This window comes from Mycolicibacterium diernhoferi, from assembly GCF_019456655.1.
Classification (GTDB): domain Bacteria; phylum Actinomycetota; class Actinomycetes; order Mycobacteriales; family Mycobacteriaceae; genus Mycobacterium; species Mycobacterium diernhoferi.
Genome location: NZ_CP080332.1, coordinates 5,220,222 through 5,241,923, shown reverse-complemented (window position 1 = coordinate 5,241,923; position 21,702 = coordinate 5,220,222). Strand labels below are relative to the sequence as shown.

The 21,702-nt window shown below is 68.1% G+C and carries 24 protein-coding genes; 9 read left to right on the top strand and 15 right to left on the bottom strand.

Translation table 11 applies throughout. The features are described 5' to 3' along the window. Window position 1: 1 nt before the first annotated feature. Window positions 2-964, bottom strand: a complete 963-nt coding sequence (locus K0O62_RS24855; RefSeq protein WP_205870611.1) for an NAD(P)H-binding protein — start codon at window positions 962-964, stop codon at window positions 2-4. A gap of 204 nt (window positions 965-1,168) precedes the next feature. Here K0O62_RS24855 and purM point away from each other — a divergent pair, with 204 nt between their 5' ends. Then, window positions 1,169-2,245, top strand: coding sequence for a phosphoribosylformylglycinamidine cyclo-ligase (purM, locus tag K0O62_RS24850; RefSeq protein ID WP_073856909.1), 1,077 nt, complete (start codon window positions 1,169-1,171; stop codon window positions 2,243-2,245). A gap of 34 nt (window positions 2,246-2,279) precedes the next feature. Here purM and K0O62_RS24845 read toward each other — a convergent pair whose 3' ends face one another. Further along, on the bottom strand, window positions 2,280-2,465 hold the full coding sequence (locus tag K0O62_RS24845; RefSeq protein WP_073856617.1) for a DUF3073 domain-containing protein: 186 nt from the start codon (window positions 2,463-2,465) through the stop codon (window positions 2,280-2,282). A 142-nt stretch (window positions 2,466-2,607) separates the two neighbouring features. Next, the gene (ygfZ, locus tag K0O62_RS24840) at window positions 2,608-3,681 is read right to left on the bottom strand and encodes a CAF17-like 4Fe-4S cluster assembly/insertion protein YgfZ (RefSeq protein ID WP_073856616.1); all 1,074 of its coding nucleotides are present in this window, start codon (window positions 3,679-3,681) and stop codon (window positions 2,608-2,610) included. Window positions 3,682-3,717: 36 nt separating this feature from the next. Between ygfZ and K0O62_RS24835 the strand changes: the two genes are divergently transcribed. Then, on the top strand, window positions 3,718-4,512 hold the full coding sequence (locus K0O62_RS24835) for an aminotransferase class IV (RefSeq protein ID WP_073856908.1): 795 nt from the start codon (window positions 3,718-3,720) through the stop codon (window positions 4,510-4,512). A 279-nt stretch (window positions 4,513-4,791) separates the two neighbouring features. Here the strand turns inward: K0O62_RS24835 and K0O62_RS24830 are convergent, their stop codons facing one another. The 7 genes from K0O62_RS24830 to lmeA all read right to left on the bottom strand — a co-directional run bounded on the left by K0O62_RS24830 (window position 4,792) and on the right by lmeA (window position 8,691). Next, the gene (locus tag K0O62_RS24830; protein ID WP_073856615.1) at window positions 4,792-5,445 is read right to left on the bottom strand and encodes a heme-binding beta-barrel domain-containing protein; all 654 of its coding nucleotides are present in this window, start codon (window positions 5,443-5,445) and stop codon (window positions 4,792-4,794) included. 166 nt (window positions 5,446-5,611) lie between these two features. After that, complete coding sequence (locus K0O62_RS24825; protein ID WP_073856614.1) at window positions 5,612-5,914, bottom strand: DUF1416 domain-containing protein; 303 nt, start codon at window positions 5,912-5,914, stop codon at window positions 5,612-5,614. A gap of 1 nt (window position 5,915) precedes the next feature. After that, window positions 5,916-6,749, bottom strand: a complete 834-nt coding sequence (locus K0O62_RS24820; protein WP_073856613.1) for a sulfurtransferase — start codon at window positions 6,747-6,749, stop codon at window positions 5,916-5,918. 44 nt (window positions 6,750-6,793) lie between these two features. Further along, window positions 6,794-7,246, bottom strand: coding sequence for a DUF4395 domain-containing protein (locus K0O62_RS24815; protein WP_073856612.1), 453 nt, complete (start codon window positions 7,244-7,246; stop codon window positions 6,794-6,796). 88 nt (window positions 7,247-7,334) lie between these two features. Next, window positions 7,335-7,427 (bottom strand): putative leader peptide, encoded by a 93-nt coding sequence (locus K0O62_RS29050; RefSeq protein ID WP_350355557.1) that lies wholly within the window; start codon window positions 7,425-7,427, stop codon window positions 7,335-7,337. A gap of 29 nt (window positions 7,428-7,456) precedes the next feature. Continuing rightward, a complete protein-coding gene (locus tag K0O62_RS24810; RefSeq protein ID WP_073856611.1) occupies window positions 7,457-7,879 on the bottom strand; it encodes a thioredoxin family protein in 423 nt (140 codons plus the stop codon). After that, the gene (lmeA, locus tag K0O62_RS24805) at window positions 7,876-8,691 is read right to left on the bottom strand and encodes a mannan chain length control protein LmeA (protein WP_073856610.1); all 816 of its coding nucleotides are present in this window, start codon (window positions 8,689-8,691) and stop codon (window positions 7,876-7,878) included. Before lmeA ends, K0O62_RS24810 begins: the two co-directional genes overlap by 4 nt. A gap of 167 nt (window positions 8,692-8,858) precedes the next feature. Between lmeA and K0O62_RS24800 the strand changes: the two genes are divergently transcribed. The 6 genes from K0O62_RS24800 to pstB all read left to right on the top strand — a co-directional run bounded on the left by K0O62_RS24800 (window position 8,859) and on the right by pstB (window position 14,597). Further along, complete coding sequence (locus tag K0O62_RS24800; protein WP_073856609.1) at window positions 8,859-9,671, top strand: winged helix-turn-helix transcriptional regulator; 813 nt, start codon at window positions 8,859-8,861, stop codon at window positions 9,669-9,671. Further along, window positions 9,647-10,534 (top strand): mycothiol synthase, encoded by an 888-nt coding sequence (mshD, locus tag K0O62_RS24795; protein ID WP_372512858.1) that lies wholly within the window; start codon window positions 9,647-9,649, stop codon window positions 10,532-10,534. The genes K0O62_RS24800 and mshD overlap by 25 nt, the downstream gene beginning before the upstream one ends. A gap of 92 nt (window positions 10,535-10,626) precedes the next feature. Next, entirely contained in the window at window positions 10,627-11,757 is a 1,131-nt protein-coding gene (gene pstS, locus K0O62_RS24790) for a phosphate ABC transporter substrate-binding protein PstS (RefSeq protein ID WP_165636983.1), read from the top strand. Between the two features lie 48 nt (window positions 11,758-11,805). Continuing rightward, the gene (gene pstC / locus K0O62_RS24785; protein ID WP_073856607.1) at window positions 11,806-12,879 is read left to right on the top strand and encodes a phosphate ABC transporter permease subunit PstC; all 1,074 of its coding nucleotides are present in this window, start codon (window positions 11,806-11,808) and stop codon (window positions 12,877-12,879) included. Continuing rightward, window positions 12,876-13,808, top strand: coding sequence for a phosphate ABC transporter permease PstA (pstA, locus tag K0O62_RS24780; RefSeq protein ID WP_073856606.1), 933 nt, complete (start codon window positions 12,876-12,878; stop codon window positions 13,806-13,808). Before pstC ends, pstA begins: the two co-directional genes overlap by 4 nt. A gap of 12 nt (window positions 13,809-13,820) precedes the next feature. Next, on the top strand, window positions 13,821-14,597 hold the full coding sequence (gene pstB / locus K0O62_RS24775; protein ID WP_073856605.1) for a phosphate ABC transporter ATP-binding protein PstB: 777 nt from the start codon (window positions 13,821-13,823) through the stop codon (window positions 14,595-14,597). A 66-nt stretch (window positions 14,598-14,663) separates the two neighbouring features. On the opposite strand, the gene phoU is transcribed toward pstB, so the two are convergent. From phoU to K0O62_RS24750, 5 genes are all read right to left on the bottom strand, one after another. Continuing rightward, window positions 14,664-15,332 carry a phosphate signaling complex protein PhoU gene (gene phoU, locus K0O62_RS24770; RefSeq protein WP_073856604.1) on the bottom strand — a complete coding sequence of 223 codons (669 nt, stop codon included), beginning with the start codon at window positions 15,330-15,332 and terminating at the stop codon, window positions 14,664-14,666. Window positions 15,333-15,420: 88 nt separating this feature from the next. Continuing rightward, window positions 15,421-17,472 carry an LCP family protein gene (locus tag K0O62_RS24765; RefSeq protein ID WP_073856603.1) on the bottom strand — a complete coding sequence of 684 codons (2,052 nt, stop codon included), beginning with the start codon at window positions 17,470-17,472 and terminating at the stop codon, window positions 15,421-15,423. A gap of 210 nt (window positions 17,473-17,682) precedes the next feature. Continuing rightward, window positions 17,683-18,816, bottom strand: coding sequence for a tRNA dihydrouridine synthase DusB (gene dusB / locus K0O62_RS24760; protein WP_205870705.1), 1,134 nt, complete (start codon window positions 18,814-18,816; stop codon window positions 17,683-17,685). Window positions 18,817-18,851: 35 nt separating this feature from the next. Beyond that, window positions 18,852-19,862 carry an acyl-ACP desaturase gene (locus tag K0O62_RS24755; RefSeq protein ID WP_073856601.1) on the bottom strand — a complete coding sequence of 337 codons (1,011 nt, stop codon included), beginning with the start codon at window positions 19,860-19,862 and terminating at the stop codon, window positions 18,852-18,854. Window positions 19,863-20,004: 142 nt separating this feature from the next. Further along, the gene (locus K0O62_RS24750; RefSeq protein ID WP_073856600.1) at window positions 20,005-20,589 is read right to left on the bottom strand and encodes a TetR/AcrR family transcriptional regulator; all 585 of its coding nucleotides are present in this window, start codon (window positions 20,587-20,589) and stop codon (window positions 20,005-20,007) included. Between the two features lie 70 nt (window positions 20,590-20,659). Between K0O62_RS24750 and K0O62_RS24745 the strand changes: the two genes are divergently transcribed. Next, a complete protein-coding gene (locus K0O62_RS24745; RefSeq protein ID WP_073856599.1) occupies window positions 20,660-21,691 on the top strand; it encodes an oxygenase MpaB family protein in 1,032 nt (343 codons plus the stop codon). Window positions 21,692-21,702 lie beyond the last annotated feature (11 nt).

Below are 21,702 nucleotides of genomic sequence, written 5' to 3'. Positions count from 1 at the left end.
TCTACTGCGGTTCGGGCGAGCTCAACCTCACCAGTCGGCGCCGGTCCCTGTCGGCCGCGGTGCCATCACTGGCCAACGCCTCGCTGACGGCGTCGCGGTAGCGGGTCAGACCGTTCGGCGGAGGCCCGATCACCGCGTCGATGTCGTGGTCGTGCATCACCGCATCGCAGTGCAGCGACTCGACGAGTGGGCGGGCCAGGCCCGACGGGATGGGCGTCACCAGCCCCACCCACCAGCTCGCGATCGTCGGGGTCAGGAACGGCAACACCACGATCATCCGGCGGCGCAGCCTCGCCACATCGGCGTAGCCCTGCATTGCCTCGCCGTACTCCATGACGTCGGGCCCGCCGATATCCCAGGTCCGTGACCGCGGCACCGGCGCGGTGGCCGCCTCGGCGAGGTAGTGCAGCACATCGTCGACGGCGATCGGCTGGATCTCGTTGTGCACCCAGCGCGGGGTGGTCATCACCGGCAACCGATCGGTCAGATGCCGGATCATCTCGAAGGACGCCGAGCCGGAGCCGATGACGATGCCGGCCTGCAGCACCACCGTCTCGATCCCGGACTCGATCAGGATGTCGCCGACCGCGGTGCGGGAACGCAGGTGCGGGGACAGCTGCCCGTCCGGGTGTAGGCCGCTGAGGTAGACGATGCGGCGCACGCCCGCGCTGCGGGACGCAGACACCACATTGCGCGCCGCCCGCGCCTCCTCTGCGACGAAATCGGTCGAGGTGCCCATCGAATGCACCAGGTAGTAGACGACGTCGGTATCGGCGAAGGCGGCGGTCAACGAGGCCAGGTCGCCGAGGTCGCCGCGGGCCACCTCCACCCGGTCCCGCCAGGGCCGATCATCGAGCTTCTCGGGTCTGCGGGCCAGGGCGCGCACCTGGTGCCCGCGCTCCAGCAGCACCGGCACCAGGTTCCCACCGATGTAGCCGGTGGCTCCGGTGACCAGGCAGCGCATGTTCGTGTCCGGCACAGTTCCTCCACTCGTCAGGCTCTCCACCAGGTATTCGGAGCCGATCGGGGGATGGATGACCGCACCGCGCGGCACCAAAACGGGTGGGCGCGGTCGGCGCCGGGAAAGCAATGAGGTCACCGGCCATGCGGAGGGCAGGAGGGGACCGGTAGCCTTGGGCTCGATGAGTGAGCAGGAACCGGCGTGACCATGGATAAAGGCCGCGCCGAAGAACACGGTATTTCGTACGCAACCGCTGGAGTGGACATCGAGGCGGGTGACCGAGCCGTCGAGTTGTTCAAACCTCTCGCCAAGAAGGCCACCCGACCCGAGGTCCGTGGTGGCCTCGGTGGCTTCGCGGGGCTGTTCGCCTTACGCGACGGCTACCGCGAGCCGCTGTTGGCCTCCTCCACCGACGGGGTCGGCACCAAGCTGGCGATCGCCCAGGCGATGGACAAGCACGACACCGTCGGCCTGGACCTGGTCGCCATGGTCGTCGACGACCTCGTGGTGTGCGGTGCCGAGCCGCTGTTCCTGCAGGATTACATCGCGGTCGGCCGGACCGTGCCGGAGCGGGTCGCCGCGATCGTCTCCGGTATCGCCGAGGGCTGTGTGCGCGCCGGGTGTGCTCTGCTCGGTGGTGAGACCGCAGAACATCCCGGGCTGATGGAGCCCGACCACTACGACATCTCCGCCACCGGTGTGGGTGTCGTCGAGGCCGACGATCTGCTCGGCCCGGACCGGGTCAAGCCCGGCGACGTGATCATCGCGATGGCGTCCACCGGTCTGCATTCCAACGGCTACTCCCTGGCCCGCAAGGTGCTGCTGGAGATCGACCGGATGGACCTGTCGGGTCACGTCGAGGAGTTCGGCCGCACGCTCGGCGAGGAACTACTGGAGCCGACCTACATCTACGCCAAGGACTGCCTGGCGCTGGCCGCCGAGACGCAGGTCCGCACCTTCTGCCACATCACCGGCGGTGGATTCGCCGGCAACCTGGAACGCATCATCCCGCCCGGGCTGGTCGCCGAACTGGACCGCGGTACCTGGACTCCGGCACCGGTGTTCGGCATGATCGCCCAGCGCGGTCGGATCGAGCGCGCAGAGATGGAGAAGACGTTCAACATGGGCGTCGGTATGGTCGCCATCGTCGCGCCGGAGGACACCGACCGTGCGTTGGCGATTCTTACCGCGCGCCACCTGGCCTGCTGGACGGTCGGGACCGTGGCCAAGGGCTCAAAGGATGGAGAGCGAGCGCGGCTGGTGGGGCAGCACCCGCGGTTCTGAGGAACCGCGCGGTGCGCGTGCCGCGGGCGGCGGGTCAGCGCCGCCAGTCGTCCTCGTCGACGTACCGATCGGCGAGGCCGTCACCGTTCTTGAAGTCGTCGGCAACACCGCTGCTGTTGGACAGCTCGCGTTGCAGCCGCTCGAAATCAGTCTCCGGCGTGTTGTATTTAAGGTCACGAGCAACCTTGGTTTGCTTTGCCTTAGCCCGGCCGCGGCCCATTGGGACCCCCTCGCGCAATAACGGAGCGGCCCAACGTGCAGGCGGCTCCGATCTGTGTGTGTATGTATTGTCCTGCCGAACACTTTACCGTGCCCGGCGGCGGGGCGCCTGCAGGCCCATGACTGCCGCGGTTCCGGCGGTCCTAGCGGCCTCCGCCGCGCAGTTTTTCGACCGCCAGCCGACCCGCGCCGACGCCCCCGGTATCCGGCACGGAGTCGGGGTCGATCCCCGCGGCGACCTCGATCTCGCCGCCCGTGAGTAGCGCCGTGTCTACCGGGATGCCGCGCTTGACCAGCGCCAACCCGATGGGCCCCTCGTCGACGTGGTCGACCACCGAGCCCAGCCGGCCCACCGCCCGGCCGCCCGCCAGGAGCGGGTCGCCGGTGCTCGGCCGCTCCACCGAACCGTCCAGATGCACCAGCACCAGCATGCGTGGCGGCTTCCCGAGATTGTGCACCCGCGCGACGGTCTCCTGCCCGCGGTAGCAGCCCTTGTCCAGATGCACCGCGCCCACGCCGGGACCGCCGATCCAGCCGACCTCATGCGGGATGGTGCGTTCGTCGGTGTCGACACCCAGGCGCGGGCGGGCGGCGGCCACCCGGTGTGCCTCGTAGGCCCACACACCGGCCGGCTGCACCCCGGCACCGGTCAGCCGGGCCAGCCAGCCGTCCTTGGCCTCCCGGGGCACGACGAGGTCGTATTCGCCCGGGTACGTCGCGCGCAGGAAGCCGCCGTCGGGCAGCGCAGCCGCGGACCACGGCGCCGCCGGGGTCGAGATCCCGAGCCCGTCGAGCGCCTCCGGGACGGCCGGTCCCAGCAGTGAGAGCACCGCCAGATCGGCCGGGTCGATGGCCACATCGGCCCAGAACACCATCTTGCGCAGGAACGCCAGCAGTGCTTCCCCGCGCCACGGCTCGGTGTCCAGCACGGTGCGGCCGTCGAGCTGGGTCTGGATCCAGTGATCTTCGACACGGCCCTGGACGTCCAGGCTGAGGTTCTGCACGACGGCGCCATCGGGCAGGTCGCTGACGTGCTGGCTGGAGATGGTGTTCAGCCAGCTGCGGCGCTCAGCGCCGGTCAGCTGCAGGACCGCGCGGTGCGAGCGGTCCACCACCACCGCGGTCGAGGCGGCGGCGCGCTGTTCGCCGAGCGGGTCACCGTAGTGCCAGACGGCGCCGGCGTCTGGTCCGGATTCTGGGGCGGGAACTGCGAACATGCCCCCAACGATACGGCCGATACGCTCTGGCCCATGGTGGCCCGATCCCCGGACGTGGTGGTGGACCTCGACGGCGCCGTGCACGGCCCGGCCGAGCGCCTCGTGCCCGCGGGCGCCCCGGTGCTCACCCGCGGCGACGGTGTCTTCGAGACCACCCTGCTGCGCGGCGGGCGGCCCTGCCTGCTGGACGCGCACCTGGGGCGGCTGGCCCGGTCCGAGGCCGTGGTCGGCCTGGCGCCGACCGACCCGGCGCGCTGGCGGTCCGCGGTGACGGTCGCCGCAGCACGCTGGGGTGCCGGGGCGGGGGTGCTGCGGCTGGTGTCCGGTCGCGGGGCGGCGTTCGTGATGGTCTCGCCGGTGCCCGAGCGTGCGCTGGCCGCCCGCCGGGACGGGCTGGCCGCGGTGACGCTGAATCCCGGCCCGCGCGGCGCGGTGGCCGGCGCAAAGTCGTTGTCCTATGCGCTGAATGTCGCGGCGCTGACCGAAGCCGGGCGCCGGGGTGCGGGGGACGCGATCTTCGTCGACGACGACGGTGTGGTGCTGGAGGGCCCGCGGTCCTCGGTGGTGATCGCGCAGGGCGAAATCCTGGTGAGCCCGCCGCCGACCCTGCCGATTCTGGCCGGCACCACCGTCGGCGCATTGTTCGAGATCGCGCCGAAAAGCGTCTACCGCCCCCTTACCGTTGCAGATCTGTTTGCCGCGCAAGGGGTTTGGCTGGTCTCGGCGGTCACGCTGTGTGCCCGCGTGCACACGCTCGACGGTCGGGCGCTCGACCGGGCCCCCGTCGACGGGCAGCTGTCCCGGTGGGTGGAGCAGGCAGTGTCACGCTAAATCGGTTGTCGGGCCCAGGTTCCGGGAGTACGGTCGGCCGTACACAGGGAAGGAGGTGGTCCGAAAATTGAGTGACATACGGACAAGTGAGGTGGCTGCTAGCTAGCAGCACCAGGAGTGTGATGGAGCTACTCGGCTCTTCGCACACGCGCTCATCGTGCAATCCTGCGAGCGCTGGCGAATTCCGAGCGGCCACCCGGCCCCCGAGTCCTTGGTTGGTCCAACCAAGATCAAACGACTCGGGGGCTGCTCCGTTTCCGGGGTGAGAAAACCTGCGGACTAGCCGATGAAACGGCTGAGCCGGGCGGAGAGGTGCGGGACCAGCCCGCCGTCGGCGTCCACGCGTTCCTCGACGTAGGCCAGATCGCCGGCCTCGATGATGCCGTAGAGACGCTTCGCGCCACCCACCAGCTTGCTGGACTTGCTGCGGGCCAGTGCGTCGGTGGCCAACTCCCAGGACGCCTGGTTCAGCGGGCTGCCGTAGAACAGTTCGATGAAGCCTGACGAATGGGCGAGCAGAAGTTCGATCGCCTGGGTTTCGTCGCGGTCGGCCGGATCGCTGACGAAGCGCCAGAAGCCGGTCTCGCGCAGATCGGGGCCCTGGTATTCGCCGGCCGCGTTCAAACGCCAGGAGCGGGAATCCCAGTTCAGATAGTCGCCACCGTCATGGGAGACGATGATCTGCTGGCCGAACCGGTAGTCGCCGTCGGCGTCGCGACCCTCGCCCTCGCCGCGCCACACACCGACCAGCGGCAGCAGCGCCAACAGGGCGGGATTGAGGTCGGCGCCGGCCCGCAGGTTCGCCGTATCCGCCGGGATCGGCAGATCGTCGAACCCGGGGATGTTGCGGGCCGCGGTGATCTTGGCCCGTTCAGCCGCAGAGGCCACGGCCCGGTCACCCGAGCCGGGCGCGACCGCGTCGTCCTCGCTCACCCCTCGTCGGTGACGAGCCGGTAGACGGCGTACAGCGCAAACCAGGTGATGACGACCACGGCCGCCACAAGAAGAAATTCGAAGAACAGCACCACGGTGATGATCCTAACCGCCAGAGGTCACCGCGCTCGAGTCGAGGCTCGAGCGCGGTGACCCGGTGGAGTCGCTAGGCGACCTTGACGTCGATTTCGTGGATGCCGGCGCCGGTGGGGGCGATGCTGGCATCCCCGTTGCCGGCCGGCGACAGCGCACGCAGCGTCCAGTTGCCCGGCGCGGCGAAGAACCGGAAATCGCCGGTGGCCGACGCGACGACCTCGGCGGTGAACTCGTCAGAGCTGTCCAGCAGGCGCACGAAGGCCCCACCGACCGCCTGACCGGAGCCGTCGACCACCCGACCGGTGATGACGGTTTCCTTCTCCAGGTCGACGCCGGCCGGCAACGTCAGTCCTTGCTTAGGGGCAGAGCACATATCAACTTCCCAACTCGATCGGGGCTCCCACCAGGGAACCGTATTCCGTCCAACTACCGTCGTAGTTCTTGACGTTCTTGTGGCCCAGCAGCTCCTGCAGCACGAACCAGGTGTGCGAGGAACGCTCACCGATGCGGCAGTAGGCGATGGTCAGCTTGTCGCCGTCCAGGCCGGCCTCGGCGTACAGCTTGGCCAGATCTTCATCCGACTTGAAGGTGCCGTCCTCGTTGGCCGCCTTGCTCCACGGCACGTTGATGGCGGTCGGGATGTGGCCGGCGCGCTGGCTCTGCTCCTGCGGCAGGTGTGCCGGGGCCAGGATCTTGCCGGAGAACTCGTCGGGGGAGCGCACGTCGACCAGGTTCTTCTCACCGATCGCGGCGATGACCTCGTCGCGGAAGGCGCGGATGTCGTTGTTGGGGGCCTTGGCCTCGTAGGAGGTGGCTGCGCGCTCGGGGACCTCGGTCACCAGCGGGCGTCCGTCGAGCTCCCACTTCTTGCGGCCGCCGTCGAGCAGCTTGACGTCCTCGTGGCCGTACAGCTTGAAGTACCAGTAGGCGTAGGCGGCGAACCAGTTGTTGTTGCCGCCGTACAGGATCACGGTGTCGTCGTTGGCGATGCCCTTCTCGGACAACAGCTTCGAGAACTGCTGCTGATCGACGAAGTCGCGCTTGACCTGGTCCTGCAGCTCGGTCTTCCAGTCGAGGCGCACAGCGCCGGCGATGTGACCGCCCTCGTAGGCGGAGGTGTCCTCATCGACCTCGACGAAGACCGTCTTCGGCGCGTCGAGATTGCTCTCGGCCCAGTCGGTGGAGACCAGGACGTCGGAGCGTGCCATGGAGTGGTTCCTTTCGTTGTACTGCTTTGAGTCGTTTGGCGGGGTCAGGCGGGCGCGCGGCGGAGCCGCGCGACGAGCGGGTAGATCTGGCAGCCCAGGCAGATGCCGAAGGCCGCATTGAGAAATGCTGCGAACAGTGCGAACGCGGTGGCGACGAGGCCGATCAACGGCGCGCCCAGCACGAAGCCGGCGGTGCCGACCACGCCGAAGCCGAACCCGACCAGCTGGGCGAACCGCAGCGGGGCGACCGGCTCACGCTCGGTGACCGGGCCCAGCCGCGGCGCGATCAGCGTGGCGAACACCGTGCCGTAGGGGTGCCGGCGAGGTCCGAGCGCGGCGCCGACGGCGAAGACCACGGTCTGCAGACCGAGAATCGCCGCGGCGACGGGAACGCTGACCGTGGAGATCAGCAGGGTGAGGATCAGGACGGCGGTGGTGACCCAGGCGACGAACCGGGGACCGCGCACGTCCACGTGCTCTGCGGTGGTGGCTGACATGTAAATGCTCCTGTTGCTTGGCTGGACTGGACTGGCAGGCCACGATGGCGCCTGCAGAGCGGCGCACCAAGATCGAGGGCGCGGCTCGTCAGCAGCTACGACAACAACAGCAACAACCCGCGGTGCGGCACAGATCGACCGTGCGGCGTTTGGTGAGCAGCAGCTCAAGACGGGCAGTCACGCCGCACACAATACCCGTAGGCACCGGGATCAGGCCAATAGCGGTTCGAGGGCGGAACGCAGGTCAGCGGCTTTGGGAACGCCCGTGGTGCGGTACCGCGGCCGGCCGTCGCCGTCGAAGATGATGGTGGTCGGCAGGGACAGCACCGAAAGTCGCCGTGCCGCCTCGGGATTGTCGTCCATGTCGATCTCGACGTGGGCCACCGCCGGAACATCGGCACACACCTGATCGACCACTCGCCGCACCGCCGAACAGGGTCCGCACCAGGCGGCGGTGAAATGCAGGATCGTCGGTCCGGTCGCGGACAGGCCCAGGCCGCTGGTGTCGATGTCGGAGGCTTCGGCCGCCGCCCGGATCATCCCCGAGCGCAGCGTGATCAGCTTGCCGATGAGATACCCGATGCCGAGGACCGCGATCACGATCACGATCACCAGCGTCAGCGAGGTGTTCATGACTGTCTGAACTCGTCCAGGCGCACGGTCAGTCCCTCCGCGATGCCCTCCACGATGATGTCCGACCCGCGGACCCCGCCGCTGGTGGGAGCTACCCCGAACGGTAGCCGTTGGTCCGGGATCCGGGCACTGAACGCCTTGAGCACCGCCGCTGTCTTGTCCTCGGGCACCGTTTCATCGGCGGTACCCGGCCCGGTCAGCACCCCGGTCGCGGTCAGCACGATGGTGCTGTCGTGCGGGCCGGCCATCGTCATGTCCACCGACACACTCACCCGGGTGTCGAAATCCGCCGCCGTCGGGGTGCCGGTGAAGATGAGACCGTCCCCGCTGGAGATGCCCGATTCGGTGGTCCCGCCGGTGGCGTCGTTGCTCTCCCGCTGCGGCGCCTCGACCAGCAGGTCCTTGATGCCCATGAACCGGCCGACGTGGGTGGAGTCGATGATGATGCGGCTCTCGGCGGTCCCGACCGGCAGCGCGGCATCCGGCCCGATCAGCCACGTCGACTCGGCCAGATCGATCGAGTGCAGGGTCGCCTCCAGCGAGACCTTGCCGGTCACCGGGTGCGGAACCCCGGAGGCGCGGATCTCGATCTCGCGGTACTCGTGCGCCCGGGCCTGGCTGATGAACGGGAATCCCAGGATGCTCGCCCACGGATCGAAGTGCAGGTGGGCGGCGGTGCGGACGCTGCGCGCCAGCCGGTACTCGGCATAGATGGCGGCACCGAAATCCGTGCCGACGGCGCCCACGACGACCGCGACGATGGTTGCCAGGGCACCGGTCAGCAGCTTGCGCACCCGGTCATTCTGTCCCACGAATGCAGACCTTCGACCGGCACCTGGTGGTTCCGGTCTGCTAAGCAGCAGGTAGCACGGTATCGTGGTGCGATCGTCGGTCGTAACGGCCACGTGTCAGCCATGAATCGCCGAAGTTGCCTCCGACACCGATGTCCCGGGGATGATTCAGGACGCTGGAGGAACTTTTGGAACTGTTACTTCTGACCGTCGACCCGCATCCGGATACCGTTCTGCCTTCACTGTCCCTGCTCGCGCACAATGTGCGCACCGCTCCGACCGAGGTCTCCTCGCTGCTGGAGGCGGGTACCGCTGATGTGGCGATCGTCGACGCGCGCACCGATCTGGCCGCGGCCCGCGGGTTGTGTCGGCTGCTCGGCACCACCGGAACCTCCATCCCCGTGGTGGCGGTCGTGAACGAGGGCGGCCTGGTGGCCGTCAACGTGGAGTGGGGACTCGACGAGATCCTGCTGCCCGGCACCGGGCCCGCGGAGATCGATGCGCGGCTGCGGTTGCTGATCGGGCGCCGCGGCGGGGTCGCCGACCAGGAGAGCGTCGGCAAGGTGACGCTCGGTGAACTGGTCATCGACGAGGGCACCTACACCGCGCGGCTGCGGGGCCGGCCGCTGGACCTCACCTACAAGGAGTTCGAACTCCTCAAGTACCTCGCTCAGCACGCCGGCCGGGTGTTCACCCGCGCGCAGCTGCTGCAGGAGGTCTGGGGCTACGACTTCTTCGGTGGCACCCGCACCGTCGACGTGCACGTGCGGCGGCTGCGCGCCAAGCTCGGGCCGGAGTACGAGTCCCTGATCGGCACCGTGCGCAACGTGGGCTACAAGGCCGTGCGGCCCGCTCGCGGCCGCGCTCCCGCACCTGCAGCCGATGAGCTCGACGACGTGGACGGCTTCGGTGGAGACCTCGAAGCTGACCTGGACGGCGACCTCAATGATTCCGGATTCGGTTCGGCCGCAGGGTCATTCGGCCCGCTGCACAGCCAGTGACGCAATGGCGCACCGGCCTTTCCGTGCCGGACCGGGACCGGATCATCGAGATCATCGACGCGGCCACCGCGGCCGACGGGGTGGCCCCGGTCGGTGATCAGGTGCTGCGCGAGTTGGGACGTGACGACACCCGCCACCTGCTGGCGCTCGACGGCGAGCAGATCGTCGGCTACCTGAACCTCACACCCGGCATGGCCGAGGCGGTGGTGCACCCCGACGCCCGGCGTCGCGGGGTGGGCACCGAACTGGTCCGCACCGGCCTGGCCGCCGGCGGGCCGGGCACCCGGATCTGGGCGCACGGTGATCTGGCCGCCGCGCAGGCGCTGGCGCACAAGCTGGGGTTGAACCGGGTCCGCGAGCTGCTGCAGATGCGCCGCAGCCTGGCCGACCTGCCCGGGCTGCCGGACCGCGCCGACGCCCACACCGTCCGCACCTACCGCGGACCCGCCGACGATGCGGAGCTGCTGCGGGTCAACAACGCGGCCTTCTCCTGGCACCCCGAACAGGGCGGCTGGACCGAAGCCGACATCGCCGAACGCCGCGCTGAATCCTGGTTCGACCCCGAGGGACTGTTCATGGCCTTCGACGGTGACCGGCTGCTGGGCTTCCACTGGACCAAGGTGCACGGTCCTGATCTCGGCGAGGTGTATGTGGTCGGCATCGCCCCGGACGCCCAGGGGCGCGGGCTCGGCGCCGAACTGACCTTGCTGGGGCTGCACCACCTCGCCGAGCGGCTGGGTCCCGAGGCCGACGTCACCCTCTATGTGGAGGGCGACAATACCGCGGCGGTGAAGACATATCGACGCCTCGGGTTCGCCGTGTACAGCGCCGATATCGCCTACGCCGCGCCGACGGTGAACTAGCTGTACCTGTTCACCTCCCGTTCATACCGGCGCTGCTGACCGTCCACCACCACCGCATACGTTGCCGGGGAGTGTGTTGCCGTCAACTGAAAGTGGGATTCGTGAAGCTCAACATCGGCCTGGCCCTGTCGGCGACCGCGGTCGCCGCGCTGACGCTGTCGGCGTGCGGTAGCGACAACAACACGCCGTCGGCGGGCAGCGGTTCGGCCACCGGTTCCACCGCGTCCGGGGCGGACTGCGGCGGCAAGAACTCCGTCACCGCCGAGGGCTCGACCGCGCAGCAGAACGCCGTCGCCCTGTTCAACCAGGTGTGGGGACAGGCCTGCCCGGGCAAGAACCTGTCCTACAACCCGACCGGTTCCGGTGCGGGCCGCGAGCAGTTCATCGCCGCGAACGTCGACTTCGCCGGCTCCGACTCGGCGCTCAAGGACGACCAGATCGCCGCCGCCGCCGCGCGGTGCGGCGGCAACCCGGCCTGGCACCTGCCGCTGGTCTTCGGGCCGATCGCGATGGCCTACAACATCGAGGGCGTCGACGGGCTGGTGCTCAACGGTGACACCCTGGCCAAGATCTTCCAGGGCCAGATCACCAAATGGAACGATCCGGCGATCGCGGCGCTGAACGAGGGCGCGACGCTGCCGGATACGGCGATCACCCCGATCTTCCGTTCCGATTCCTCGGGCACCACCGACAACTTCCAGAAGTATCTGACGGCGGCGGCTCCCGAGTCGTGGACCAAGGGTGCCGGCAGCGAGTTCCAGGGCGGCGCCGGCGAGGGTGCGCAGAAGTCGGCCGGGGTGGCCCAGGCGGTGCAGGCGACCCCCGGCGCCATCGGCTACGTGGAGAAGGGGTTCGCCGATCAGGCCGGTCTGCCTTACGCCCAGATCGACGCCGGTGCCGGTGCGGTCGAGCTGACCGACGAGTCGGCGGGCAAGGCGATCGACGCCGTCGAGATCTCCGGTGAGGGCAATGACCTTGTGCTGGACCTCGATTCGCTCTACGGCATCAAGGAGGCCGGCGCCTACCCGCTGGTGCTGGCCACCTACAACATCGTCTGCTCGGACGGCTACGACGCCGAGACCGCCGCCGCGGTGCGGTCCTTCCTGACGGTCGCCGCCGAGGACGGACAGGGCGGGCTGTCGGCCGCCGGCTATGTGCCGCTGCCCGACCAGTTCAAGCAGCGTCTGCTGACCTCCATCGAGGCCATCGGGCCGGCCGCCTAGTCACTGGCACATCGGCGACATCGAGGCGAGGATGGGTGCGGCAACCGTATGACGTATCAAGGCATCGAGAAGGGTTCCGACGGTAACTCCGTGACTATTCCGAATCCATCCGACTCCGGGTCGGGTGAGGCGCTGGCCGCACCCTTCCCCGAGCCCACCCCGATCTCGACGAACCCGTCGAGGAACGCCGGTGTGCGCCTCGGCGACCGCCTCTTCGGCGGAGCGGCCACCGGGTCCGGCGTCCTCGTCATCGCGATCATCGCCGCGATCGCGATCTTCCTGATGTGGCGGGCGGTTCCGGCCCTGCGGCGCAACGAGGAGAACTTCTTCCTCTACGGCGGCAACTGGATCACCACCGACACCTCGGCGATGCATTTCGGCATCCTGGACCTGCTCCAGGTGACGGTGTTCGTCTCGGTGTTCGCCCTGATCCTGGCCATGCCGGTGGCGCTGGGTATCGCGATCTACCTGACCAACTACGCGCACAAGCGGGTCAAGGGGCCGCTGGCCTACATGGTGGATCTGCTGGCCGCCGTACCGTCGATCATCTACGGCGTGTGGGGGCTGTACATCCTCGCGCCGGCGATCAAGCCGGTGGCGGTGTGGCTCAACGAGAATCTGAGCTGGCTGTTCCTGTTCTCCACCGGCAACGCGTCGGTGGCGGGCGGCGGCACCATCTTCACCGCGGGCATCGTGCTGGCGGTGATGATCCTGCCGATCATCACCGCCGTCACCCGCGAGGTGTTCGTCCAGACACCGCGCGGCCAGATCGAGGCGGCGCTGGCGCTGGGCGCCACCCGCTGGGAGGTCGTGCGGACCACGGTGCTGCCGTTCGGGATGTCCGGCTACATCAGCGGCGCCATGCTCGGTCTGGGGCGTGCGCTCGGTGAGACGATCGCCCTGCTGATCATCCTGCGGGGCACCCAGTCCGCATTCGGCTGGTCCCTGTTCGACGGCGGGTTCACCTTCGCCAGCAAGATCGCCTCCGCGGCATCGGAATTCAACGACCAGTACAAGGCCGGCGCATACATCGCGGCAGGCCTGGTGCTGTTCATCCTCACGTTCGTGGTGAACTCGCTGGCCCGCGCCGCGGTCTCCGGAAAGGACCGGTCCGCATCATGACCCCTTCCGACTCCTCGGCGGCCGTCCTGGACCAGCCGGTCAAGGCGGCCACCTTCCAGGGCGTGAGCCTGCGCCGCAAGATCACCGACAACATCGCCACCGTCCTGGTCACCGCCTCCGTGGTGGTCGCGCTGGTACCGCTGGTGTGGGTGCTCTACACCGTCGTCGCCAAGGGCATCGGCGTGGTGCTCGACAGCACCTGGTGGACCAACTCGCAGTCGGGCATGACCGCGTTTGCGGCCGGTGGCGGCGCCTATCACGCCATCGTCGGGTCGCTGCTACAGGCCGCGGTCTGTGCGGCGATCTCCATCCCGGTCGGTGTCTTCGTCGGCATCTATCTGGTGGAGTACGGCGGCGGGACCCGGCTGGGCAAGGTGACCACCTTCATGGTCGACATCCTCACCGGTGTGCCCTCCATCGTCGCGGCGCTGTTCATCTACGCGCTGTGGGTGGCCACCCTGGGCTTCCAGCGGTCCGGCCTTGCGGTGTCGCTGTCCCTGGTGCTGTTGATGATCCCGGTCATCGTGCGCTCCACCGAGGAGATGCTGAGGATCGTGCCGATGGACCTGCGTGAGGCGAGTTATGCGCTGGGCGTACCGAAGTGGAAGACCATCTCGGCGATCGTGGTGCCCACCGCGCTGTCGGGCATCGTCACCGGCATCCTGTTGTCGCTGGCCCGCGTGATGGGCGAGACCGCGCCGCTGCTGATCCTGGTGGGCTACGCCCAGGCGATGAACTTCGACATGCTGAGCGGTTTCATGGGGTCACTGCCCGGCATGATGTTCGATCAGACCTCGGCCGGCGCCGGTGCCAACCCGGTTCCGACGGACCGCCTGTGGGGCGCCGCCCTCACCCTGGTGGTCCTCATCGCAGCGCTCAACGTCGGCGCGCGGTTCATCGCCAAATTCTTTGCCCCCAAGAAGCTCTGAGGAGTCACAGACATGGCCAAGCGTCTCGACCTGAAAGACGTCAACATCTACTACGGCGCCTTCCACGCGGTGTCGGGTGTCTCGTTGTCGGTGGAACCGCGCAGCGTCACCGCCTTCATCGGCCCGTCGGGCTGCGGTAAGTCCACCGTGCTGCGCACCCTGAACCGCATGCACGAGGTCATCCCCGGTGCCCGCGTCGAGGGTTCGGTGCTGCTCGACGGTGAGGACATCTACGGGGCCGGCGTCGACCCGGTGGGCGTGCGTAAGACCATCGGGATGGTCTTCCAGCGCCCGAATCCGTTCCCCACCATGTCGATTCGCGACAACGTGGTGGCCGGTCTGAAGCTGCAGGGTGTGCGCAACAAGAAGACCCTCGACGAGGTCGCGGAGCGCTCGCTCAAGGGCGCCAACCTGTGGAATGAGGTCAAGGACCGCCTCGACAAGCCCGGCGGCGGTCTTTCCGGCGGTCAGCAACAGCGTCTGTGCATCGCCCGCGCCATCGCCGTGCAGCCCGATGTGCTGCTGATGGACGAGCCGTGCTCGGCGCTGGACCCGATCTCCACGCTGGCGATCGAGGATCTGATCGCAACGCTCAAGCAGGACTTCACCATCGTCATCGTCACGCACAACATGCAGCAGGCCGCCCGGGTCAGCGATCAGACCGCGTTCTTCAACCTCGAGGCCACCGGCAAGCCGGGCAAGCTCATCGAGATCGACGACACCGAGAAGATCTTCTCCAACCCCACCCAGAAGGCCACCGAGGATTACATCTCGGGACGCTTCGGCTGAGCACCGGTCACACGAAAACTGCCCCAGAACCGAGGTTCCGGGGCAGTTTTCGTATGCGCGGACGAATCAGCGCGGCTCCACGAAGGGCTGGTCCTCGGGGAACGAGCCGGTCGCGGTGAAGATCACCCGCCGGGCCACCTCCACGGCGTGGTCGGCGAACCGCTCGTAGAACCGGCTCAGCAACGTGACGTCGACCGCGGCGGTGACGCCGTGCTTCCAGTCCTTGTCCATCAGCACCGAGAACAGGTGACGGTGCAGATCGTCCATCGCATCGTCTTCCTCGCGGATCCGGGCGGCCTTCTCCGGGTCCAGGGTGTCCAGAACCTCCTGCGCGCTGCGGCTCAATTCGACTGCCACCCGACCCATTTCGGCGAAGTAGCCGTTGACCTCTTCGGGCAGGGTGTGCTGGGGGTGGCGGCGGCGGGCGATCTTGGCGACGTGCAGGGCCAGGGCGCCCATCCGGTCGATATCGGCGACGATCTGGATGCCGCTGACGATGGCGCGCAGGTCACCGGCCACCGGTCCCTGCAGGGCCAGCAACTTGAAGGCGGCCTCCTCGGCGCGCACGCTGATCTCGGTGATGCGTTCGTGATCGGTGATGACCTGCTCGGCGAGCGCCAGATCGGCCTGCAGCAGGGCTTGAGTAGCGTGTTCCATGGCCTGCCCGGCGAGATCGCACATCTCACCGAGTTGAACGGTCAAGGAAGACAGCTGTTCTTGATACGCAGTACGCATGGAACTACCTTACGTTTGCCGGGCCCGGGGGTCACGATGCCACAGATGAACGAAAGGTGAATGCCCTTTCCTCGCCGGTGGGCCCGGACTATTCGCAGGTCGTATCGGCTGCGTTGGTGACGGTGAGATCCTCGGGGAGTTCGGTGGGTTCGCTGCTGGTCCCGCGCACCAGATGCACCTGCACGGTCGATCCGCTCGGCGACGGCGGGGTGACGGCGCTGAAATCGGTGCCCAGCACCACCCGCACCACATCCCCGAGCCCGGTCACCTGCTCGATGTCGGCGTGGTGGAACGACGAGGCGACGGTGGCGGCGGCCTGCTCGTTGCCGGCGGAGAAGAACACCGTCGTCGACTCCAGCGGGCCGGGGTAGTCGTCGGGGGTCTCGATGTTGAACCCGTGCTGGGCCAGCACGTCGGCGGCACTGCCGGCCAGCCCCGACTCGCCGGTCGAGTTGGACACCCGCACGGTCACCTCGCCCGGGTCGGTGGCCACCGCGTCCACCAGTTCGCCCACCTCGTCATCGGGACCGGTTGCGCTGCTGCCCGATTCGGGGGTCTGGGGCACCGGGGTGTCGTCGGCGTTGCGTTCCTCGGGCAGCGGATCGTCGTTGATGATGGCCTGGAACAGCGCGGCCATATCGTCGACGCGCGGCTGTTCGTTCCCCCAGTCGTCGGCATAGCCGGTGGTGGGCACGGTGACGAAGGTGATCCGCCCGGCGTTGACGCCCTGCACGGACTGGCCGAGGTCGACGAGATCCTTGGTCTTGATGTTGTCGACGTAGCTGTCCTCGATGAACATGTTCACCACGTTGTTGAGCTTGGACAGGCTGAAGAACACCTCTTTGGAGATCAGCGAGCGCAGCAGCGAGGACAGGAACAGTTGCTGGCGCTTGATCCGGCCGTAGTCGCCGTTGACCTCGGTGGTGACCTGCCGGGCCCGCACGTAGTTCAGCGCGGTGTGGCCGTCGACGGTCTGCCGGCCGGCCGTCGCCAGCACGGTGCCCAGCTCGTAGTCCTCCAGCGGGGTGGTGGTGCACACCTCGACGCCGCCGAGCGCGTCGACCATCCTGGCGAAGCCGGTGAAGTCGACGGCCATGAACCGGTTCACCGACAGGCCGGAGAGCTTCTGGATCACCTTCACCAGGCACTTGGGTCCGCCGACGGCGTAGGCGGAGTTGAGCTTGGTCTCGGTCCAGGCCTCTTCCAGCCCGTACATCGGTGATTCTTCGTCGGTGATCGGGCCGTACGCCCCGGTTTCGGGATCCCACGGTTCGCACTTGATCGGCGTGATCGCCAGATCACGGGGGAAGGACACGGCCACAACCCGTTGGCGGTCGGCCGGGATGTTGACCAGCATGATGGTGTCCGAGCGTGCGCCGGCGGCGTCGTCGGTGGTGCCGGCCCCGATCTCGCTGTTCTGGCCGATCCGGCTGTCGGTGCCGACGATCAGGAAGTTCTCGTCGCCGAACTGCGCGTTGGGGTCCAGGATGTCGCGTGAGTTCGGGTCCAGCGCCGCGACCTGGTTGAGGCTGTTGTTCTTCATCGACTGCCACTGCCAGGCGCCACCGGTCAGCAGCAGCGCACACGTCGCGAGGATCGCGGCGGCGACGCGTCCGATGTTGCGTGCGGTGTGGTGGCCGGCAGGTGCCGGCCGTGCGGTGTGCAGCGGGTGCAATGACCGGTCCGCACCCAGGTCGGGCAGCTCGGAGGCGTACGCCGAGGGCAGCACCATGATCTCGGTGACCGGGTCGTCCGCCGGGTCGGGGTGGGGTTCGAAGATCACCGCCTCGACGGGCTCGGCGGGTGCGGCGGCCGCAGGTTCGGGGCCGGGCTCCGCTTCGGCTTTCTCGTCGGCCCGCTGTTCTGCCCGGCGCCGGGCGGCACGACCGCCGGTGGGCAGGTCGGCGTCCAACTTGGCGATCAGGTCGGCGACGGTGATGCCGTCGGTGTGGTTGCCGGTGCCGGCTGCATCGGCTCGCGGGCCGGGCGGCAGCGCCCCGGCGGCCCGTTCCCACGGCGTGGCGCCTGGTGCCGGTCTCGGGGTTCGGGTAAGCCAGGGGTTGTCGTCGCCCGTGTTCTCGTCCCCGGTGCCGGAGGCGCGGTCGGGCCGGCCAGGAGTGGCGTTTTCGCCGTCACTCATGTCCTACCGGCCTTCGCGGTTCGTGGGGACGTGCGCGCCGTTGCGCACGATCGTGGTCTGCGCCGCAGAAAAGGCACATCCGTTTCTTTTAGCAGCAGTGCACCGGGCTCCGCCACCGGAGCCCGGTCAAGTGGTCTCTCATCGTACTGAGACAAGCTGGGAACAGGCCAGCTCGAGGGCGTGACGGCGCGATTTCGGGAAGATCTCCGATCACCCACCCGAATTCATCACATCGGCGGCCACCGGCACCGTCAGATCGTCGGGATCGTCGAGCCAGCCCTCGGGCAGGCTCACCGACCCGGGGGAGCCTTGGCGGCCGCGCGGGCCACCGGCCACCTCCGGGAAGGGCACGTCGGCGTCGAGTTCGCCGAGCAGCGCATCCAGCTCGTCCAGCGTTTTGACCAGGGCCAATGCCCGGCGCAGATCGGCACCGGCCGGGAAACCGTGCAGGTACCAGGCGATGTGCTTGCGCATATCGCGCATGCCCTTGTCCTCGCCGAAGTGGTCGGCCAGCAGTTTCCCGTGCCTGCGCATGATCTCGGCGACCTCACCGAGCGTCGGCGGGGTCGTGATCGGCCGGCCGTTGAACGCGTCGGACAGTTCGGCGAACAGCCACGGCCGGCCCAGGCAGCCGCGGCCGATGACGACGCCGTCGCAACCCGTCTGCGCCATCATGGCCTGCGCGTCGGCGGCGTCGAAGATGTCCCCGTTGCCGAGCACCGGGATGCTGGTGACGTGCTCTTTGAGCTCGCCGATCCGGCTCCAGTCGGCGCTGCCGGAGTACCGCTGAGCGGCGGTGCGGGCATGCAGAGCCACCGCGGCCGCACCCTCGGCCTCGGCGATCCGGCCGGCGTCCAGGTAGGTGAGGTGCCGTTCGTCGATGCCGACCCGGAACTTCACCGTCACCGGCACGCCGGTGCCTTCGGTGGCCCGCACCGCGGCGGCGACGATCCGGCCGAACAGCCTGCGTTTGTAGGGCAGTGCCGATCCGCCGCCGCGCTTGGTCACCTTGGGTACCGGGCAGCCGAAGTTCATGTCGATGTGGTCGGCCATGTTCTCATCGACGATCATCTTCGCCGCGGCGTAGGTGGTCTCCGGATCGACGGTGTAGAGCTGCAACGACCGCGGGGACTCCGCCGGGGCGAAGGTGGTCATGTGCATGGTCACCGGGTGCCGTTCGACCAGCGCGCGGGCGGTCACCATCTCGCACACGTACAGGCCGCTGACGGTGCCGGCCCGGGCCAGCTCCAGTTCCCGGCACAGCGTGCGGAATGCGACATTGGTCACACCGGCCATCGGGGCGAGGACCACCGGACTCTGCAACGCGATCGGCCCGATCTGCAGGGCAGATCGGGCCGTCGGTGCAACGGGAGCGAGCGTCATCCGGCCGCTGAGGAGGACACCAGGAGGTTCTTCATCGCCTTCTTCTCGGCGACCTTGCGCTCGCGCTCCAGGCGACGCTCCTTGGCGATCTCGAACTTCACGCAGGTCTCCTCGAGCTCCTCGACGTGCTTGCCGAGCTCGTCGCGCAGCTTGGCGGCCTCGCCGGTGAAGTCGTCGCGCTCGAAGATGCGCCACTTCTTCAGCACCGGCATCACGATGTCATCGAGGTGGATCCGCGGATCGTAGACACCGCCGGTGGCGATGACGACGGCTTTGCGGCGGAAGTCCGGGATGGTGTAGCCGGGCATCTTGAAGTTGGTCAGCACGTGGTGCAGCGACCGCATCGCCTGGTTCGGCGCGATCTCCAGACCCGCGGCCGACACATCGCGGTAGAAGATCATGTGCAGGTTCTCGTCGGCCGAGATGCGGCCCAGCAGCTGGTCGGCGACCGGCTCATTGCAGGCCTTGCCGGTGTTGCGGTGCGAGACGCGGGTGGCCAGCTCCTGGAAGGTCACGTAGATGACCGAGTCGAAGAGGCTCTCGGCGAACAGCTCGTCGCCGCCCTGCTGGTTCTGGCCGGGGGAGAAGCCGCGGGTGACCTGCTCGACGCGCAGCTCTTCGAGCTCGACGGGGTCGACGGCGCGGGTGACGACCAGGTAGTCGCGCAGCGCGATGCCGTGCCGGTTCTCTTCGGCGGTCCAGCGGTTCACCCAGTAGCCCCAGGGGCCGTCCATGGTGAAGTTCATCGCGATCTCGCGGTGGTACGAGGGCAGGTTGTCCTCGGTCAGCAGGTTGGTGATCATCGCGATCCGAGCGACCTCGGACAGCTTGGACTGCTCCGGATCCCACTCCTGGCCGCCGAGGGCGTAGAAGTTCTTGCCGTCCGACCACGGGATGTAGTCGTGCGGGTTCCAGTCCTTACGCATGGACAGGTGCCGGTTGATCTGCTTCTCGACGACGGGCTCCAGCTCGTGCAGGAGCTGCAGATCGGTCAGTTCCTTGGACATGAACCCTCCGATTACGTGTACCTCTTGGTAGCAGTCAGAGTATCTGTGTACTCCGGTGACATTCAAGTTTCGTCGACTGTGGTGCGCGTAACGGTTGCGCCTCGGTATGACGACCGGTGGGTCTCTGTGCCTGGGGAAATGCTCAGCGTGCGGCGGCGCGACTGAGCAACATGTCGATGCAGTAATCGACGAACTGTTCCCGGGTGGCGGTCAGTCGGCCGTCCAGATATGCGGTGAACAAGGCCGTCAGCGCGCCCACCAGACCGGTGGCGACCATGGCCTGCAGGGCCGGGTCGGTGATCGCGGTGAGCTTGTGCTGCAGCAGTCCGATGAAGTTCGGCATCCACTCCGCGCCGGACCGGGTGAGCACCGGTTCGCGTTCGGGGGCCAACAGCAGCACCCGGCCGCGGCTGGGGTCGTCGACCATCAGCGCCACGAACTGTTCGACGGCCTCGCGCGGCGTCTGCGCCGATGTCAGCGCCGTCATCGCGGTACTGCACACCTCGTCGTAGACCGCGCGCACGAATTCGTCGCGGTCGGCGAAGCTTTCATAGAAGTAGCGCTCGGTCAGCCCGGCCGCGCGGCAGACCGCACGCACCGTCAGGGTCTGACCGCCGGCACCGCCGAGCAGCGCGACGCCGGCCGCGATGAGATCGCCGCGGCGCAGCGTCTGGCGATCCTGAAGAGGAACGCCGGACCATCGACCGCGTCGTTGACCGGACGGCACATCACTCCTAAGCTGCGTACTGACAACGAGTGTAGTCAGAATTCTTCTGACATGGACGGGAAGTTCGCCAGTGACTCAAGATACGTCCGAGACGTGCCCGGTGACCAGCGCATCCGCTGCCGACGCGGCCGAGGCCCAGCCGGTTGCCGCCGGCTGCCCGGTCAGCACCGGTGGCTATGACGCGCCCCCGATCCCGCTCGGCCCCGACTCGCTGACCTGGAAGTACTTCGGTCAGTGGACGGGTCTTTTCCAGGGGCCCTGGGCCGGATCCATGCAGAACATGCACCCGCAGCTCGGCGCGGCCGTCCAGGAGCACTCGATCTTCTTCATGGAACGGATGCCGCGGCTGTTCCGGTCCATCTACCCGATCGGTGGGGTGGTCTTCGACGGCGACCGCGCGCCGAAGACCGGCGCCGAGGTGCGTGACTATCACATCGGTATCAAGGGGGTGGACGAGCAGGGCCGCCGGTACAGCGCGCTGAATCCCGACGTCTTCTACTGGGCGCACGCGACGTTCTTCAAGTCGGTGCTGCTCTCGGCCGAGAAGTTCGGCGGCGGCATCACCGACGCCGACCGGCGTCAGCTCTTCGACGAGCACGTCACCTGGTACCGGATGTACGGGATGAGCATGCGCCCGGTGCCGAAGTCCTACGAGGAGTTCGAGCAGTACTGGGATCACATGTGCAACAACGTCCTGGAGAACAACTGGGCGGCACGTGAGGTGATGGATCTGTCCACCATGCCCAAACACCCGTCGTTGCAGTGGCTTCCGGACCGGTTGTGGGCGCTGAACCTCAAGGTGATGCAGCCCTTCCTGACCTTCCTGACCGTCGCGATCTACGACCCGGCGGTCCGTGACCTGATGGGTTACACCTGGACGCCGCGCCAGCAGTTCCTGCACGACCGGTTCTGCGAGGTGATCACCTTCGCGGGCAAGGTGCTGCCCAAGCGGTGGCTGCAGCATCCGCGCAAACGGTCCGCATTGGACCGGGCCGCCGGCAAGCTGCCCGCCGACTCGCCGCTGGTGCAGACCCCGGCGCGCAACCTGCCGCCGATCGAGTACCGGGACAGCCCGAACTTCTACAGCCCCAAGGTGTCCTGAGGGCGGGGACG